The sequence below is a fragment of the Thermoflavifilum thermophilum genome, from assembly GCF_900116565.1.
In the GTDB taxonomy this organism is placed as follows: Bacteria; Bacteroidota; Bacteroidia; order Chitinophagales; family Chitinophagaceae; genus Thermoflavifilum; species Thermoflavifilum thermophilum.
The window spans coordinates 1,937,301-1,953,171 of record NZ_FPCJ01000001.1 but is presented as its reverse complement, the minus strand read 5'-3'; the positions used below and the strand labels follow the sequence as shown (position 1 = coordinate 1,953,171).

Annotated in this window: 18 protein-coding genes and 1 pseudogene; 3 read left to right on the top strand and 16 right to left on the bottom strand. The window is 36.5% G+C overall.

Going from position 1 to position 15,871, the window contains the following annotated elements; all coding sequences use genetic code 11:
- Window positions 1-349 precede the first annotated feature (349 nt).
- From BM367_RS08330 to BM367_RS08270, 12 genes are all read right to left on the bottom strand, one after another.
- Entirely contained in the window at window positions 350-598 is a 249-nt protein-coding gene (locus BM367_RS08330) for a hypothetical protein (protein WP_092459737.1), read from the bottom strand.
- A gap of 44 nt (window positions 599-642) precedes the next feature.
- Window positions 643-1,317 (bottom strand): hypothetical protein, encoded by a 675-nt coding sequence (locus tag BM367_RS08325; RefSeq protein WP_143103990.1) that lies wholly within the window; start codon window positions 1,315-1,317, stop codon window positions 643-645.
- 237 nt (window positions 1,318-1,554) lie between these two features.
- Window positions 1,555-1,989, bottom strand: coding sequence for an SRPBCC family protein (locus BM367_RS08320; protein WP_092459733.1), 435 nt, complete (start codon window positions 1,987-1,989; stop codon window positions 1,555-1,557).
- Between the two features lie 86 nt (window positions 1,990-2,075).
- Window positions 2,076-2,444: an SRPBCC family protein gene (locus BM367_RS08315; protein WP_092459731.1), complete on the bottom strand. Its 369-nt coding sequence runs from the start codon at window positions 2,442-2,444 to the stop codon at window positions 2,076-2,078.
- A 378-nt stretch (window positions 2,445-2,822) separates the two neighbouring features.
- A complete protein-coding gene (locus BM367_RS08310) occupies window positions 2,823-3,203 on the bottom strand; it encodes a VOC family protein (protein WP_245759942.1) in 381 nt (126 codons plus the stop codon).
- Window positions 3,200-3,412, bottom strand: coding sequence for an ArsR family transcriptional regulator (locus tag BM367_RS08305; protein WP_092459729.1), 213 nt, complete (start codon window positions 3,410-3,412; stop codon window positions 3,200-3,202). The genes BM367_RS08310 and BM367_RS08305 overlap by 4 nt, the downstream gene beginning before the upstream one ends.
- Window positions 3,413-3,639: 227 nt before the next feature.
- Complete coding sequence (locus tag BM367_RS08300) at window positions 3,640-4,218, bottom strand: Swt1 family HEPN domain-containing protein (protein WP_092459727.1); 579 nt, start codon at window positions 4,216-4,218, stop codon at window positions 3,640-3,642.
- Window positions 4,215-4,856, bottom strand: coding sequence for a DUF5343 domain-containing protein (locus BM367_RS08295; RefSeq protein WP_092459725.1), 642 nt, complete (start codon window positions 4,854-4,856; stop codon window positions 4,215-4,217). The genes BM367_RS08300 and BM367_RS08295 overlap by 4 nt, the downstream gene beginning before the upstream one ends.
- 188 nt (window positions 4,857-5,044) lie before the next feature.
- Entirely contained in the window at window positions 5,045-6,592 is a 1,548-nt protein-coding gene (locus BM367_RS08285; RefSeq protein ID WP_092459721.1) for a hypothetical protein, read from the bottom strand.
- A 243-nt stretch (window positions 6,593-6,835) separates the two neighbouring features.
- On the bottom strand, window positions 6,836-7,375 hold the full coding sequence (locus BM367_RS08280) for a VOC family protein (RefSeq protein WP_092459719.1): 540 nt from the start codon (window positions 7,373-7,375) through the stop codon (window positions 6,836-6,838).
- A 306-nt stretch (window positions 7,376-7,681) separates the two neighbouring features.
- Entirely contained in the window at window positions 7,682-8,158 is a 477-nt protein-coding gene (locus BM367_RS08275) for a Dps family protein (RefSeq protein ID WP_092459717.1), read from the bottom strand.
- A 219-nt stretch (window positions 8,159-8,377) separates the two neighbouring features.
- Window positions 8,378-8,872 (bottom strand): anthrone oxygenase family protein, encoded by a 495-nt coding sequence (locus tag BM367_RS08270; RefSeq protein ID WP_092459715.1) that lies wholly within the window; start codon window positions 8,870-8,872, stop codon window positions 8,378-8,380.
- Window positions 8,873-9,136: 264 nt separating this feature from the next.
- On the opposite strand from BM367_RS08270, the gene BM367_RS12325 reads away from it, so the two are divergent.
- The 3 genes from BM367_RS12325 to BM367_RS08260 all read left to right on the top strand — a co-directional run bounded on the left by BM367_RS12325 (window position 9,137) and on the right by BM367_RS08260 (window position 10,593).
- Window positions 9,137-9,355: a phage integrase N-terminal SAM-like domain-containing protein gene (locus BM367_RS12325; protein WP_394333024.1), complete on the top strand. Its 219-nt coding sequence runs from the start codon at window positions 9,137-9,139 to the stop codon at window positions 9,353-9,355.
- Window positions 9,249-9,944: a tyrosine-type recombinase/integrase gene (locus BM367_RS08265; protein WP_245759941.1), complete on the top strand. Its 696-nt coding sequence runs from the start codon at window positions 9,249-9,251 to the stop codon at window positions 9,942-9,944. Before BM367_RS12325 ends, BM367_RS08265 begins: the two co-directional genes overlap by 107 nt.
- Window positions 9,945-10,263: 319 nt before the next feature.
- Window positions 10,264-10,593: a winged helix-turn-helix transcriptional regulator gene (locus tag BM367_RS08260; RefSeq protein WP_092459713.1), complete on the top strand. Its 330-nt coding sequence runs from the start codon at window positions 10,264-10,266 to the stop codon at window positions 10,591-10,593.
- A 273-nt stretch (window positions 10,594-10,866) separates the two neighbouring features.
- On the opposite strand, the pseudogene BM367_RS12320 reads toward BM367_RS08260, so the two are convergent.
- The 4 genes and pseudogenes from BM367_RS12320 to BM367_RS08235 all read right to left on the bottom strand — a co-directional run.
- Window positions 10,867-11,094, bottom strand: a pseudogene (locus tag BM367_RS12320) (methyltransferase family protein); the annotation flags it as partial.
- A 744-nt stretch (window positions 11,095-11,838) separates the two neighbouring features.
- Window positions 11,839-13,449, bottom strand: a complete 1,611-nt coding sequence (locus BM367_RS08245; RefSeq protein ID WP_092459708.1) for a type I restriction-modification system subunit M — start codon at window positions 13,447-13,449, stop codon at window positions 11,839-11,841.
- The gene (locus BM367_RS08240; RefSeq protein WP_092459706.1) at window positions 13,446-14,591 is read right to left on the bottom strand and encodes an AAA family ATPase; all 1,146 of its coding nucleotides are present in this window, start codon (window positions 14,589-14,591) and stop codon (window positions 13,446-13,448) included. Before BM367_RS08240 ends, BM367_RS08245 begins: the two co-directional genes overlap by 4 nt.
- A complete protein-coding gene (locus BM367_RS08235) occupies window positions 14,588-15,865 on the bottom strand; it encodes a restriction endonuclease subunit S (RefSeq protein WP_092459704.1) in 1,278 nt (425 codons plus the stop codon). Before BM367_RS08235 ends, BM367_RS08240 begins: the two co-directional genes overlap by 4 nt.
- Window positions 15,866-15,871: the final 6 nt, after the last annotated feature.

Below are 15,871 nucleotides of genomic sequence, written 5' to 3'. Positions count from 1 at the left end.
CTTGCAATGGCATCTTCGCCTGAATGTCCAAAAGCAGGATTACCTATATCGTGGCAAAGGCAAGCAGAAGCAATTACATTATATAAATTGTGCTTTTAAAAGTCTATGCTTTTATCCGTTAAATCACCTTTATATTTTTCAGCAATAACCTGTCCTATCAAGCTACCCAAAGAACGTCCAACAGAAGCAACTTCTAAAGAATGTGTTAGTCTGTTATGAACAAAAATACTCCCTGGAAGCGGAAATACTTGAGTTTTGTTTTGAAGTCTGCGAAATGCCGATGAAAAGATAATTCTGTGAAAATCTCTTTGAAATTCTGTCCTTGAGTCACCAGAACTTGTGGGGTGATTTACTCCAGTCCTTTTGTCGCTGTATTATTTAAGTCTATTTTCATCGAATTTCTTTTTTTGAAGTGTCGTTTTAAAATGGCTGCTAACGGCTCGGTATCGGGGAAGGCGGTATAATAGCGCCATATCAGCCGAAACTGAAGCTGATATTTTTTCGATTGCCGAAGATAACATTTGTCGCTGATCAGAATTACGTCGTCCCGATAACTGAAGCTGATTAGCGAAACAACTGCTGAAGTTAACAACGTCATGCACCGGCCTTGACAAAACATTTGTTGGTGCCAAGCATTTTATTTTATTGAACAATGTTTTCTTTTCTTGAGTTTGCAATTTTCTTGGAACGAGCTATCAGCACAATAGCGGCAGCAAACCACCATAACGCTTGAATAGCTGCAAGTGATGTATCTAACGATGATAGAATAAGACGATATAAAGAAGAAATTCCAACAGCAAAAAAAGCTATTCCAAGAATAATTGCAAGGTATCCAAATACTCGTGGAAGTATGTTTGAAGAAAGAATAACAAACGCTAAAGGTAAAAACAAAGAAGGAGCAGCTACTATAAAATACAAATGCTGAACGGCGTGTCCAATGTTGTTTCCAATAGCACCCATTGTCTCTGGAACTGTAAACAATGCCATTATATAACAAACAACTTCCGTCAAGCTTACCATAACAAGTGTTGCGGAACCTAATAAAGTCATCCAGCCAGAAAAAGTATTGTTCGCCTCAGCTAAATGTACAATGGCAATTGCAAAAACGATAATAAGGAAAGTACCAACTGCTTGCAGCCATGCACCTTTTAAGACTTCTTGATAATTTTGTTTGGCAAATAAAATTAATTGCTCATTGGTGGCATTAAGTGGAGGTCCTGTATTAATACTAAACGAATTGCCAATCATAAGAACACCTAAAATTCCTACAATTGCGCTCAGAATACAAAATGTCCGTATTAAAATTTGACGTTTCATAAAAACATAATGTTATTAAATTTTCAAGTACTTTCCTTTATGCTTGTCACAAACAATTTGGGTATTGCCGAAGGGGGCATTTCAGCACTACTGTTGATTTGAAATACTAAAGCTCGGTTAAGCACAAAAGTGTCGTTGAAGCCCGTCACCCTTGCTTTTGGCAATACCTTGTTACCGGCTGCGCTTCTGTCAAAATGAAGGTCGAATAGTGGTATTGTCTGTCGGCTGTTTACAAGATTACTGTGGTTTTCCCTTGCCTTTTTCAATGAATTTTACCAAACTATCTGTAATGTGTTCTGTCCAACCAATTTTGCAATCTTCGTAACATTCAGCGGCAGGGGTTAAGCCAATGTGAGTGAAGTCAATTTTTGTTTTGCCTTTCACTGAAGATATTTCAAAAACCACTTCAGTATTGTTCCATTCCTTTTTGTTATTTATCCAATGCAGATTACAGTCCGTGACTAACCATACTACTTTTTTGTTTGGAACAAACTCTGTGATTTGAAAGTCAACAAATGTTTCGCCAAAAACAACCGTAAATTTATCATTTAGTTTAACCGATTTACCTTTAACTTTTTTTGCCCACCATTTGCTAACCTGACTTATTTTTTTTATTGCTTCATTTGCCGAAGCATTAACACTTATTGATAAGCTAAGATTTTTCTTTGTCATGGATTATTTTGATTGGATGTTATCAGCAATCATTTGTTTTCTCATTTCGGCTACTTTGTTCATTTCAGGCGATTGAATCCCATGAGTTATGAAGTAAGGCAACCATCCGTATGATTGAGAATATCTTCAATTACTTCAAGCCCGTTGTGCAGTAAATGAAGTTCTGTTCCACCATCTTTCGGAGTAATTGTCCATACAACAGTTGAGTTGAAGTTTCTGCTTTTGTCATGCGTCCTGCCATTCCATGAATAAGACAATTTGGTAAATGGCTTTACCTCTAATACTTCACACTGAACAATACCTTCGTATTTACTACCTGGTTTCGGTGCAAAAGTGAAGGTGAACTTTTGACCTTTAACTGGTTTAAAATCTGATTTCATCAGCCACAATTCTATGAGTTCGGGCTTGGTAAGGCATTTCCAGACTTCACCTGGCTGTTGTGTCTGAAAAACCACTTTTGTATAATTTCCTTTTGGATAATGAGTAACTTAAAAGTTACATAAATATATGTAAGTTTAAGTTACCAAACAAATATTTCTGAAAATATTTTTCAGTGAGCCATTATTTAGGTTAGGAAAAGCAGAACGAGGTTAACCGTCTATTTGGATGATTGTCCAGTTTTGGTTTGTCGGGGCTTGTCGGTTGATTTTAGCACTGTCTACATAGGATTGCCGGTAACGCACCCACGCCTTGCGTTCGTGCGGGTTTCGGAGCACATAGTTTCAATTTATTACTTATGTTTAATAGAAGCACAAAGCTCCAAGTTTACACGTCAGCCCCCATAACGCAAAACCGCTGTTAGCGGTAGTTGTTCTGTCTTTCGTCATTGTCTTTCACGTTTTAGTTTGTCCACGAAGATGAGGCATTTTTGAATAGTCTGTCAGTCCGAATTTGTTACCAAATGGGTCGGTAAATTCAACAGAAAGTCCAGTCATAATTTCAAATGGCTCACTTAAAAACTCAACACCTTTTTGTTTTAGTTCCTCGTATGCTTGTCGCACATTGTCAACTGTGAATAAAATTGCAGGTTTAGCGTTGTCTGCTTTACGCAGAATAATCGCAGGTTCATTGTCGTCAACCTTGAAAGCAACCATTCCTCTTTCGGAAAAATCAAATTTAATGTCAAGTCCGAGAGTGTTTTTATAAAAGTCTTTTGCGGTGTCTAAATTGTCGGCAGGCAAAAAGAAATTATCGTAGTCTTTTATTGGTGTCATAATTCTTCTGATTTTATTTGTGAGAGGTCTAATCCAAGTTTTGTAAATTCCTTTTGTCCCTTGTCAGTAATGAAAAAATGCTTGTCGGTCGGGTTATCTTTCTCTATCCAACCCTTGTCAACAAATGTTTCCATAAGCATTTTTCCAAGTTTTCCACCGATGTGTCCGAAGCACATTTTCGCTGGTTTTTTATTTGATGATTTTGTCATTGTCGTGTCGTTTTAAAATTACCGCTAACGAACAGGGCTTTGTGCAGGAGCGGTATTCCGTGTTCCGTCAAGCCCCAAAATGAAGTTGAAAATAGTTGTTTTTGTTGATGTTTACTACTGTAGTTCATCTACATTCGGTCAGCCGAAGCCGAAGATGATTAGTGAACCAAAAGTTGATGCTGCATTCCGTCTCCCCACTATTACACAAAACCCAATGTTGGCTGCAGTTATCCGACCTGATTTACCCAATCTCTAATATACATGCCAATTCTTTCTATGTCCTGATTTACCAACTCACCGCTGTGCATAATAACGTTCCTGCTCCGTTCTAAAGTCTTTATGATGTTTTCCGCCCACTCAATTGAAATTATATGAGGCTCAAATTCTGTCCAGTTTTGTCGTATGATGGAAATTAAATCTCCAAACTCTGTATAGTTAATGATTGTGTCACCACGAGGAGTGTGCCATCTAATTTTGTTTTCCTCATCACGTCTACTTTCCGCTTTGGTTCGTATTTTGTCTGAGACACCGACTGTCCACCAAGTTTCTCCTTTTACTTCCAATAACTTTTTAGAGATAAATTTCCTAACGGTATTTTCAAAAGCACAGATTGCGGTGTAAACAATAGCCATTTTTTGAGCCTGAATCACTAACTCATCATCAAGCTCATCAATGCTTAATGAGTCATGTATTTTCTTGAATTGCTCGTTAGTTACTTTTGATTTCTTTATACGGTCTGTTTTGTCAAGGGCTTCTTCTGTTAATAACCCTTTGAAAACAAAAGAATATAGCTTGTCACTGTTCATAATAGATGCTCTTTTAAACTTTTGAAAATTGCATCGTAAACTGTAATATCTCTGGTTTCTGGAAAATGGATTTGAATATTATAGTGCATTTCTGTCGTAATCTTTTTGCTAATCAACTCATGTGTCATCTTTTCTGATGCTTGACCATCTTTCATTTCTTCAACCTGTGGCTCGTCATTTTTAATAGTGAGGATTTCTCTTGATTGTGAAGTTTGAGAAAAATCAGCATAGTTACACAAAGCATGAAAGGTATTAGCCATCCATGTAAGAACATTGTCAGTTTTTGCTCCCTGAAATAGAGTCCTTAATTTGTTCTTCACTTCTGCGGCAATCATTTCATTTGCTTTCTTATTCACAGCAAATAGGTCAGAGTATGCATCTTTTATCGCTTCTGCTAATACTTGCTTAGATTGTGTCTGGTCTATAAATCTAAAATATCTTTCTTGCGGTACTCCGTTTGCGTCAACAAATTTCAAAGCTTTCAAGACTCCAATGTAGAGTCGGTCGTTTGTGCTCTTGAATTCCAGTTGCTCCAAAAATTTATTTGTGAATTTTGCAGGAGGTTGTGCATTAACTAAAGAATTGAAAAAAGCGCTGAGGTTTTTTGTAGTTACAAGGTATTGTTCTGGTAGTGCCATAGTTTTAGTTTAAAAATTGCAGCCAACGGTTTGCGGCTACCCGAAGGTGGCGATTTCGGAGCACTTCACTGTCAACCTGCACAAAAGTTTTATAGGAGCACAAAGCTTGATTTAACCACTGAACCGCCACTTTTGGGTAGGTGCTGTTGTATGCTACCCTTCTATTTAATTGATTGGTTGTCATTAAATTATTCGTTTAGCCCAAGAGGTGTTAATACTGTCGTTACGAAATGTTGAATAGAACCATTGTCCTCATAGTATTGATATGGAACTTTGTCAAATTCATCCCAAGCGTCTTGTAAAGCAAATAAGTACTCTGTCGTTATAATTGGCGTTCCGAAGTCAACGCCTTTTGGATTTAAAAACATTCTCTCTAACCATTGCCGTGCTGTTGTTGCAGCAATGTTGTCAGGATAATGAGAAAATTCAAAATAGGTAGAAAGCAATAAGTCAAGTAGTCTCCTTCTAAATCGTACAGAAATTTTTGAGTTGTCAGCCTGACAGATAGAATGTACACACCAACCCAAACATCTGATAGTATCAATGACACGATTGTCTGTCTCTTGTTCTTTTGCCAAATCAAGCCAGTCAGTCATTATAGAGAATTGTTCGTAAATCATTTTGTGAGCAAACGATGGGTATTCTGAATCTCCGTCATAATCATTTGGTGTTGGAATGATTTCAATTAGAAGATCAGTAAAGTGTCTGAAATAAAATAACCACATGTGACACTCGCTATTACGGTAAATAGTTTCTCTTACCATATAGTTGAAGTAAACAATAGCGATGTATATTTTTTGACTCCAAAGTTCAGATTCTAAATCGTGGTCATACTTCCTTATTAAAAATTCCTTTTGTTCTGTGTCATGTTTCAGTGACTTAACTGCTCCCTCGCCAACAGGATACCAAACATAATTGTCTGCTGCCGCTTTCGTATGTGCAAATAGTGAAAACAAAATTGGGATGTCATAATTCACGTTCATTTCTAAAACCGATGAATTCGTCCCATTCATGATTTTTAATTCTTGAATGAACAATTGGTTCTTGTTTTCAAATAAGCATTCAATAAAAAGTTTAACAAGGTCTTCGTTTGAAGATTCTTTGGTTTCCATTCCACTAAAAGGAGTTGCAAAAAGTTCAAGGTATTTGTTTGCTGACTTGCGAATAAAATTTTCGTTTTGAATTATATGCCTATAAACCCAAGAAGCAAATAAAATTCTCTGAGGCTTTACTAATTTTTCGTATGCTTTGTCTTTATCGGTTCTTCTTCTCAATATTATGTCAATGCTTTCTTTTTGTGGAAGGTGTGAAATCCCTTGAAGATATTTTTTGATGTCATCAATGTGGTACTTGCTTATGTAGTTCACTAAAAGGTCAATCTCATTTTCTTTCAAATAAGTTTCATAAAGTAAAATCGTGTTTTTTAAACGGCTCGGAGAAAAGTAACCGAAACTAACTTTGATGATAGGATAGAAAATAATAGTTAGAGATAGAATGTAAGCCCAGGTTGGACTTGGTAGCCCTTTGTCAATTGTAAAAATAGACAGGCACGGAAACCAGTTAGCCATTAGCCAGTCAAATGACATCAAGTAATGAATTAGGAAAAGAGATGCTATCAAAATACCGAGTTCAAACCTTGAAAAGAAAAGTAAAATGAATCGTCTTTCTTTACTGGGAATTATTGCCCAAACAGGAATAGCTAAACCTAATATTGTAAGAAAGTCCGATGTCTGCATTTGTCGTTATAGTTGCTTTTCTGTTTGTTCAAATCTCTTAAGTCTAATGATTAAGCTGTCTCAATAGGGTTGCACACAACGTTTCGGAGATTTGCGATGGCGGGGAGTTTTAGCACTAAACTTCATTCGGAGATCTGAATTTCCACCTTGCACAAAAGTGTCTGCGAAGCACGTCGCCCCGCCTGACGCAAAACTCGTGTTATGCGGTCGGCTTTCTTGTCCTTCGGTCATAGTTCGTGCATTTTACAAATGGTCAATTGGTTTGTGGTCAGTTGCGTTTTTGTCTTTGTCAAGCGTAATAAATGGGTTTTGAGCAACTTCAATTATGTTTCCTTCAATGTCAGCGAAGTAAAAGAAAAGTCCGCCAAATGGTGGCTCTGTCGGCTCTTTCAAAATTTTTACTTTGTCTTTCAGTTGATTGTAAAGTTCTAATACTTCTTCTTTGCTGTCAACATTGTAGCCAATTGTCACGGAGCGAAAACCTTGTCCGTTGTGGTCAACCCCGATAAAGTCAGCAAGCATTTTTCTGTCGCAGATACTCAATAAAAACCCATTGAGTTTATAAAATGCTATGTCTTTGTTCTCGGCTACTGTCGTCCAACCTAAAACTTGTCCATAGAAGTTTTTCATTGCGTTTAAGTCGTCCGCTCCAATTGTCAATACGCTAATTCTTTGTTCCATTTTCTTTTCCTGATTTTGCTGGTAATCTGATTTGTCAGCACTGCTATTACACGCTAAAAATGTCCAAATTGCCAATACTAAAAGTCCATATACTTTTTTCATTTGTCGTTGTTAGGTGTCGTCTTTTAAGTTGCCGCATAATGCGTAAATATACGGAATATATTTCTTTTTTGTATATATATGGCGGGCAAACTCCTAAAATACAACATGACGCAATTTGGCGGAAAATGGTTTCCGGCTTCGCGTTCGGGCGGGTTTCGGAGCACAAAGTTCCAATTTATTAATAAAGTTCATTAGAAGCACAAATCTTCAAGTTTACACGTCACCCCGCCTGACGCAAAACCCGTGTTATGCCCAGGCGTTTTGTCCTTCTATCAGTCCGCATCTTTGTCGGTTGATAACAAAGAATTATTTGTTAAGAAATGCTGAATACATCCAAACCAATTTTTCTTGTGCTCGGATATAGTCACTCATTAGTGCATTAGTTCCTTCGTCCCCAGCGTCTGCGGATAGAGCAAGTAATTCTCTTTGTAAACTAATAACTGTCTGTAATGAGTTAAGAATGTCAGCTACAGCTTTCAGTCCGTCCAAAACCTGATTACTTTCAGCAATTTTGGAAACTTTCTTGTAGTCAGAATATTTATGATTGGGAGAGTGTCCCAAGGTCAATATTCTTTCCGCAATCTCGTCAATTTTTAAAAGCAGGTCATTATACAGCTCCTCAAACTTTAAATGAAGTTCAAAAAACTTTTCTCCCTTGATATTCCAATGATAGCCTCTGGTGTTTTGGTAAAAAATGGAATAGTTTGCCAAAAGGTCATTCAACTTGTCTGCTAAATGTTTGGACTTGGTGCTGTCCAGTCCAATTGCGTTTATTTTTTTCATAATTTTTTATTTTTTGTCAAAGCTATTATTTCATAAGTGTCGCTATATGATTTCGGTCATATCGTCCTACGCTTGGGCATAGCGGTTTACGTATTGGCGATGGTGGGGCTTTTGAAAAACGTCAGCCCAACATTTGCACAAATGTCCGATAGAATTACAAATGTTGAGTTTAAAACTGTCAGCCCCACTATTGCCAATACGATGTTGGCGGTTCGTTGTTTATTGGTTTGTAAAAATTGTTTGATACCCTTTTAAAAAACAGATTAGAGTTAAAGTCATAATTGCAATTCTTATTAAGTTCCCCTTTCCCCACTTCGTTACCAATGCTGCCAATTCGGAAACATTTGTTTCAGCTATTTCGTCTGAAAATAGTTTGGTATGTTTTGGTACAAAGTAATAGTTTGTAAAACTTGCTGTCAAGATAAGCCCTGTCATAGCACCAAGTGTCCACTTATTGGCTTCTGTTGGTTTATTCCAAAGCAAAAAGATAGCAATGAGCAAGCAAGCAGATGATATTGGCATAAATATTTTAAAAAAGTTACCAAAGTTTGAATATTTGAAGAATGTCCTGTAGGAGCGTAGTGAGTTGGAAATATCTTTTTTCCAATTAGGAAATTCGACTATATGTTGATATAGTATTCCACCCAATGAAATTGCAAAAGCAATCAGTGAAATCGTAAAAAGTAAAAGTCCAATTTTAGAAAGGATATTCATTGTTGATTGTCTGTAAATTTATTGCTTATAATGTTGGTATTTCGAATTTTGCCATTTTGTTAATTCCTTAGACTGTCCGCCATTTTTCATTGTCTTTGTGTCATTGGTTAATGCCGTTTGGACTGTCCATTACAATGACCGACAACGTGCAAATATACGCAATATATTTCTTTTTTGTATATTTATGGCGGGAAAACTCCTAAAATAATACAACATGACGCAATTTGGCGGAAAACAGAAATTTTAGAAGATTTTACGAAACTTATGGAAATTAAACGGTATGCTGTTTCTTCTATTCGCTCTTACAAAAATGCGCTATCTGTTTTCTTAAATGCTTTTCCCGACAAACACCCGGAAAATATCTCAATCCACGAAATTGAAAGCTTTATGCATATTAAAATTAATCAAAAAAAATATCTCCGCATCTTATCAAAAAACTTTGGTGGCTGCCATTCAGTTCTTGTACAACGAAATGTATCGTAAAAATTATCAACTGAAGTATTTATATCCCGGTCGCAGGGAACACAGATTGCCTGTTGTTTTATCCAAAGAAGAAGTACAGAAAATCATTCAATCCTGTAATAATGTAAAACACAAAGCCATAATGGCAACGATTTACAGTGCGGGATTAAGGTTATCCGAATGCTTAAATCCTACTATAAAGGATATTGACTCGCAGCGAATGCTCATAAAAATATCGCAATCAAAGGGGAATAAAGACCGATACGTATCTATATCAAAAAATTTATTGCAACTGCTCAGAGAATATTGGAAGACTTATAGAACAAAACATTATTTGTTTGAAGGACAAAAAGGAGGAACGTATTCTTCACGAAGCGTTCAGAATATTTTTAAAGATGCTTTGAAAAAAGCAGGTGTTCAAAAAGACGCCACCGTGCATTCGTTGCGGCATTCGTATGCCACTCATTTGTTGAAAAGCGGTACGGATATTCGCATTATTCAGGTATTATTGGGTCATAACCATATAAAAACCACACAGATTTATACACAGGTCAGTAAATCTGCTGTCGAAAAACTTCATAATCCACTGGATGATTTGCCTATTTGCTGAATTGAGGTATTGGATAATTTAAAATTTTACTGGAATAAGAGGAGTAAAAAAATCGTTGCGGCCTAATAAGAATACACTAATGTTTTTTGAGATTGCTGCTCAATGAAAGAATGAAATACAGGTCATTGCGCCCCCCAAAGTATTCGGCGGGGGAAGCAATCTCTTACGAATATTTTTCAACATATACACTATGAGATTGCTTCGCTCTTTTCATTCTATCATAATGACAGGCTATCCTTTTTCGTTATGCTGAGGACGACAAGCATATCAAGGTATTGGGGGTTAACGTTTAGCAGTTACCCAAAGGTAAGCATATAACATTTCAACATGGCAAAAAAGTGACTTAGAATGCACATCCAAAATACTCCTTGTCAAGAATGCGTTATATGTAATTAACGGAAAATGGAAATTGATAATTTCAATTTCCATTTCTTCAGACAACCGTAGGTTTAGGAAAATTGTAAGAAGAATATCGAAGATTACATCAAAAGTTCATGCAAAAGAATTGAAAGATTTAGAATATAATCATCTTATAAAGCGAACTGTGTATGATGGAAGACCTGTGGTAATAAAATATCAAGTTACTCCCTACGCTAAAACACTTCAACCAGTCATTAAGGCGTTAAACGATTGGAAAAAATCATCATAAAAAATAATCGAGAAATAATCTAACCTCATTTTTTGAAGTCGAAGAGTTATTTTTGTTTCCAGATAACGGGCACGGCTTGCTGATATGCTAGCATTTTATAACTATCTGTGGGAAACTGAAACAGAATGATAAATCTGATGTTGAAGTTAATAACAAATGCTAAAAAGAATTTCTTCAGCCGGATATGAATTGATGGTTCTACAATTGTCGATTATTATTCTGTATCGCCATCATATCATTACACCTAACACTAGCTTGACACGGATTTCGTCACTACAGGAAAGAGATAAACTTCCATGAATGTTTCATATAATTTAAATATTGTTCGCCAAAAGTGAATTGAAGCATTTTCTCCCCATTATCAATTCTGTAATAATATGCAAGTAAAGTTAGAATCGTCGCAACAATAAAAACTATCTTATTTGTCATACCCAAACCTGTCGAGCACCAAATTAAAATCGACCCAAGACACCCTGGGTGTCTTATCACGTTGTATAAACCTTTTTTACAATTTGCTGCTAGTCAAAAGTAATTAAATATCGTGTATAATATTTTCCAATTTTCAGCATAGAAGTAATACGTATCAATAGTCCTAAAATCATTACTCCCAAGACAAATCGTTCTGCAAAGGAATTTTTAAATGTTCCGATTTTAAAAATATTTAGAGGGATAGATAAGAGAATAACAACAAGAATAGTTAACACAATGAATAAAGTACTCTTGTTATTATCTTTGTTTTTTTCAATACTTTTAACAATGTTGACTTTACGAATAATAAAACCTATCGCGAAGAAGCAGGCTAATAAAATATAAGTCCACATCCTTTCTGACATGTCAATACATTTATGTCACTGTTATTGGTTGCATCCAACAGTCTCGTGTATGAGAAACAGCATAACTTAAACACTTTTCTGATTATATAGCACCACAAACTTTTGTTTAAATACTTCACCCGCTATTGCCACATGCACGCATGTTGCCGGCTGATATTCTAGCCTACCTGCCCGTTAGGCGAGTCTAAGCTTGCAAACTATTGTGAATATTGAGTTTCCGTGTCATTGTCTGTCGGGTTGTGCGTGCATTATTATTTTTTGAAAAATAGAAATTTTTTTTAAAACATTTTTGTCCTGCTTGGCTTGTAGGATTTGGGCTCGAAAACTTTCGGGATGCTTCCAAATTCAAAGCGTTCACAAACCCCAGAGAAATTTAACTTTCCGTGAGTAAATAGCGAAGCATTTGGACTTGTTATATGGGTGGAAGCCCCAGTTCCTTTAAAAATGTATTATGTGTCTCTCTGGCTTTGGTTATCTCTTTCTCAAGTTCAACGAGTTTTTTATTTACTTCTTTCAGGTCAATTATTTCTTCTTCCTCCGCTGTGCTGACATATCTGGAAATATTCAGGTTGTATTCGTTTTTCTCAATTTCGTCCATCGACACCCTGCGGGCATAACGGGGTTCTTCTTTTCTGAATTTGTAGGTGTCAATGATTTTCTGAATGTGTTCGGGTAGTAAGGTGTTTTGCCGTTTGCCTTTTTCAAAGTGTTCAGCGGCATTGATAAACAACACGTCATCAAACTTTTTGCATTTCTTTAACACCAAAATACAAACGGGAATACCCGTAGAGAAAAACAGGTTGGCAGGGAGTCCGATAACGGTATCTATGTTACCGTCTTCCAACAGTTTTTTCCGGATTTTTTCTTCTGCTCCGCCTCTGAACAAAACACCGTGCGGCAGAATGATTGCCATGGTGCCCTCTTTGCTCAGGAAATGAAAACCGTGCAACAGAAAAGCAAAGTCGGCTGCTGATTTAGGGGCAAGTCCGTAACTCTTAAATCGAAAATCTTCGGACATTGCTTCTGTGGGTACCCAGCGATAGCTAAATGGCGGATTGGCAACAACCGCATCAAATTCCATTTTCTCTGATGGGTTCATTTCATTGAGGATTTTCCAATCATTTAGCAAGGTGTCACCGTGGTGAATTTCAAACTCCGTGTCTTTCACACCATGCAAAAGCATATTCATGCGGGCAAGGTTGTAGGTAGTGATGTTTTTTTCCTGCCCGAAAATCTTACCAATGGTTCCACCCACGTCCATCATTTTCTTACGAACATTAAGCAATAAAGAACCCGATCCGCAGGCAAAATCAAGTACTCGTTCAATTTTCTTCTTTACTCCTTTGGATGGGTCCTGGCTGTCGAGCGTAACGATTCCGGAGAGAATGTCGGAAATTCTTTGTGGCGTATAAAACTCACCTGCTTTTTTTCCTGAACCAGCAGCAAATTGTCCGATTAGGTATTCGTAAGCATCGCCCAGAATATCAGCATCGGTAGAAAAATGGTTTATGCCTTCTGCAATTCTCTGAATGATGTTGCAGAGTTTTTTATTGCGTTCCTCATAGTTTTTGCCAAGTTTTTCCGAATCGAGATTGATTTCGGAAAACAGACCTTGAAAGGTACTTCCGAACGATTCGTTTTCAATATGTTTAAAACCCTCCTGCAAAGTGCTGAGCAATTCTTTGCTTTGTGTTTTGGCAAGGTGTAAAATGTAGTTCCATAAATATTTCGGTTTAACTACATAATGAACCTTCCTGTGCATTTGTTTTTCAAACTCTGGTACATCTTCAGGGTTTTGTTCGTACCACACTGACAGTGGTGTTTTGCCCCCGCTGCCTGTTAATGTGGGATAATCCTTCCCTAATTCTTTTTTTGCTGCTGCCTCGTAATTATCACTTAAATAACGCAAGAACAAAAACGAGAGCATATAATCGCGAAAATCGTCTGCGTTCATGGCGCCACGCAATTCGTTTGCGATTTTCCAAAGGGATTTGCCTAATTGTGTATGGTTATTTTCGGTCATATTGTTGCTGCATTAGTTGGTTCATTAAATATTTCTGGAAAATGGAATTCATATTTAGCAATGAATCCATTAAAAATTCTTTTAAATAGATCTTTGTTATCTCCAATCATTTCTTGCGGATCAAAAATGGAATATTTTCCATGACTGAACAATTGTAAAGCTCTTTCAAAAAGAACTTCATCTTCCAAGCCATGTATACATTTATCTATTTTATCATAACCGAAAAAACTGGCAGTTTTTTCCAGAATACTACGCAGAGCATTGAAATGATAGGTGAATATTTTATCTGATTCTACTACCTTTTTAAGTTCACTTATGATTGCAATATGGTGGAAAAACGGAGTATCGCCTGTGTCCTGTAAAGTATAAATGTCCGGCTCTTTAAAATGCAAGAAATAACGTTTGCTTTTAACTTTTCTGCCAAATTCATTGAATAGTACATTAAAAAACAATGAATGATGAGTTGAAATAACTGTTTTTATTTCGATACCTCCAGTGGTCAGTAGATTAGCTAAATCGCAAGCTATTGAAATAGCATTATTTTCGTCTAATGACGAAATCGGGTCATCAATGTAGATGTATTTAACCCAGCTGTATGCAGGATCTTGGTCGATTGCTAACTGACAAATAGCTAAAAAGAAGCACCAAATAAAAAGCGTTTCTTCTCCTCTTGAAATTTTGATGTTGTCAATTGTTTGTTCTGCACCTTCTACTATATCGCTTCTTGAAAATATAACTGATGCGTTTTCATAGTCAATGTTGAATTTCAAGTCAACATAATTATGAAAAAATGATTCAATTTTGGTTTCCAACTGTAATTCACGAAGGCCATTAAAAAATGTTGAATCAGTGTTTAGTTTAAAATAACGGTCAGTATCATTTTCAAGGTCGTTATGCCAGGAAAATAAATCTTCCGTAAAGGCATTAAAGTATAAAGTATCTCTTGAAGTAACATTACCATCATCATCATACGCCTTCCCCATCTCTTTAAATTCCATTGAAAGGCGTGTTTTTCCTGCTCCATTATGCCCGAACAGCAGCACCAAATCTTTTTCAAGCGATGGCTTTGCATCGTTTTTTAAGACCTCACGCAAGTGTTTGGCAATATCTGTAAGGGTCGTAAATTTTAGAACTTCACTCATACCGTTACCTCATTTAGATTAGGAAACAGCCCCTGCAACAGGCCTTTTTTTTGTTGTTTGAGCAGTTCTATTTTTTGCGTTTGGGCAGTGATTAAATCATCTAAAGAAGAAAGGCAGGCAGCGATTTTTTGTTGTTCCTTTTTATATTTATCAACATTCGGTGGAACAAGTATTACAAAATTTGAAATACTCTCCTGTGATAATGTTGGTATTGCACCACCCACAACAGTTTCGTTTATTTGTTTTTGGATTGTTGAATTGCAAATTAATAAAAACAAAAATTTATCAAGGATTTTTTTGGGTTTCAAAACAACTAATTGAGGATTTATAGTTGACTTTTCAGGAAGGTTTTTTATAAATGCAGCTTTACCAAACGATGAACCTGTTTTGACTAAAACGGTATAACCTTCCTGCAACATAATCTCAGGTGATTCATAATATTTTTCCCAACTGATGTATGTAACTTTATCAAATTTAAGTTGGTTGTTGTCGTCAATATTGCTTGGACTAAGAGTGATTGCGCCTTGGTCTTTTTCAACTATGTCGTTTGTCGTATAACCTCTATAACCGATTCTTCCCTTTATTTCAGTTAAGCAACCTAATCTAACAATTTGCCAATTTCCTTTAAACTCCGGGAACCTCAGTTTAGGGACGGTTTCGCCTTCCTGAGGGAACAGGTTTTGCAGCAAGCCCTTTTTGTGTTCTTTCAGCACTTCCAGCTTTTGGCTCTCGGCGGTGATTAGTTCATCCAAAGAAGAAAGAAATGCAGCGATTTTTTGTTGCTCTTGGTGATTTTGTGGAATTGGAACTGGAATAGATTTTAATTTCCCGAGTGTTAGTTTTGGCGGTGCAGCACCAGTGATAAATGGACTTATATCCAATTTAATCAAATAGTTTTCAAGCAGTGTGTCAACAATTCCTATTGGTTTCAATACATGAGCATGATTATTGACCCAATACTTACCTTCGGCTATAAAAGCAGTTTTCTCATAAGCTTCCCATTTTGCACCATCTTCACCAATTAGAAGTAACCTTTCATTGAATATAAAATCCTTTACATAGTCAATGACTCCACTTGCTCCGTAATAAGGATATACGCCCTTTTCTCGAAGATTACTTGATAATGGTTTGCGTAGGTTGTTTAGAACTTCACAAATTTCATCAATTGTCTTCATTTCCCACTCCCCGCTATCCTTAAACTCCGGAAATCTCAGTTTAGGCACTAATCTTGCACCGGGCTTAGTAGAAGTGCTATTTTTCTTTTTGTTACTCATTTGTCA

Excerpts from the sequence above, each read along its gene's own strand:
- BM367_RS12325 (WP_394333024.1), top strand. The coding sequence starts at position 9,137 with ATGGAAATTAAACGGTATGCTGTTTCTTCTATTCGCTCTTACAAAAAT.
- BM367_RS08245 (WP_092459708.1), bottom strand. The coding sequence starts at position 13,449 with ATGACCGAAAATAACCATACACAATTAGGCAAATCCCTTTGGAAAATC.
- BM367_RS08330 (WP_092459737.1), bottom strand. The coding sequence starts at position 598 with ATGACGTTGTTAACTTCAGCAGTTGTTTCGCTAATCAGCTTCAGTTAT.
- BM367_RS08235 (WP_092459704.1), bottom strand. The coding sequence starts at position 15,865 with ATGAGTAACAAAAAGAAAAATAGCACTTCTACTAAGCCCGGTGCAAGA.
- BM367_RS08295 (WP_092459725.1), bottom strand. The coding sequence starts at position 4,856 with ATGGCACTACCAGAACAATACCTTGTAACTACAAAAAACCTCAGCGCT.
- BM367_RS08280 (WP_092459719.1), bottom strand. The coding sequence starts at position 7,375 with ATGAAAAAAGTATATGGACTTTTAGTATTGGCAATTTGGACATTTTTA.
- BM367_RS08300 (WP_092459727.1), bottom strand. The coding sequence starts at position 4,218 with ATGAACAGTGACAAGCTATATTCTTTTGTTTTCAAAGGGTTATTAACA.
- BM367_RS08310 (WP_245759942.1), bottom strand. The coding sequence starts at position 3,203 with ATGACACCAATAAAAGACTACGATAATTTCTTTTTGCCTGCCGACAAT.
- BM367_RS08270 (WP_092459715.1), bottom strand. The coding sequence starts at position 8,872 with ATGAATATCCTTTCTAAAATTGGACTTTTACTTTTTACGATTTCACTG.
- BM367_RS08325 (WP_143103990.1), bottom strand. The coding sequence starts at position 1,317 with ATGAAACGTCAAATTTTAATACGGACATTTTGTATTCTGAGCGCAATT.
- BM367_RS08275 (WP_092459717.1), bottom strand. The coding sequence starts at position 8,158 with ATGAAAAAAATAAACGCAATTGGACTGGACAGCACCAAGTCCAAACAT.
- BM367_RS08240 (WP_092459706.1), bottom strand. The coding sequence starts at position 14,591 with ATGAGTGAAGTTCTAAAATTTACGACCCTTACAGATATTGCCAAACAC.
- BM367_RS08305 (WP_092459729.1), bottom strand. The coding sequence starts at position 3,412 with ATGACAAAATCATCAAATAAAAAACCAGCGAAAATGTGCTTCGGACAC.
- BM367_RS08320 (WP_092459733.1), bottom strand. The coding sequence starts at position 1,989 with ATGACAAAGAAAAATCTTAGCTTATCAATAAGTGTTAATGCTTCGGCA.
- BM367_RS08285 (WP_092459721.1), bottom strand. The coding sequence starts at position 6,592 with ATGCAGACATCGGACTTTCTTACAATATTAGGTTTAGCTATTCCTGTT.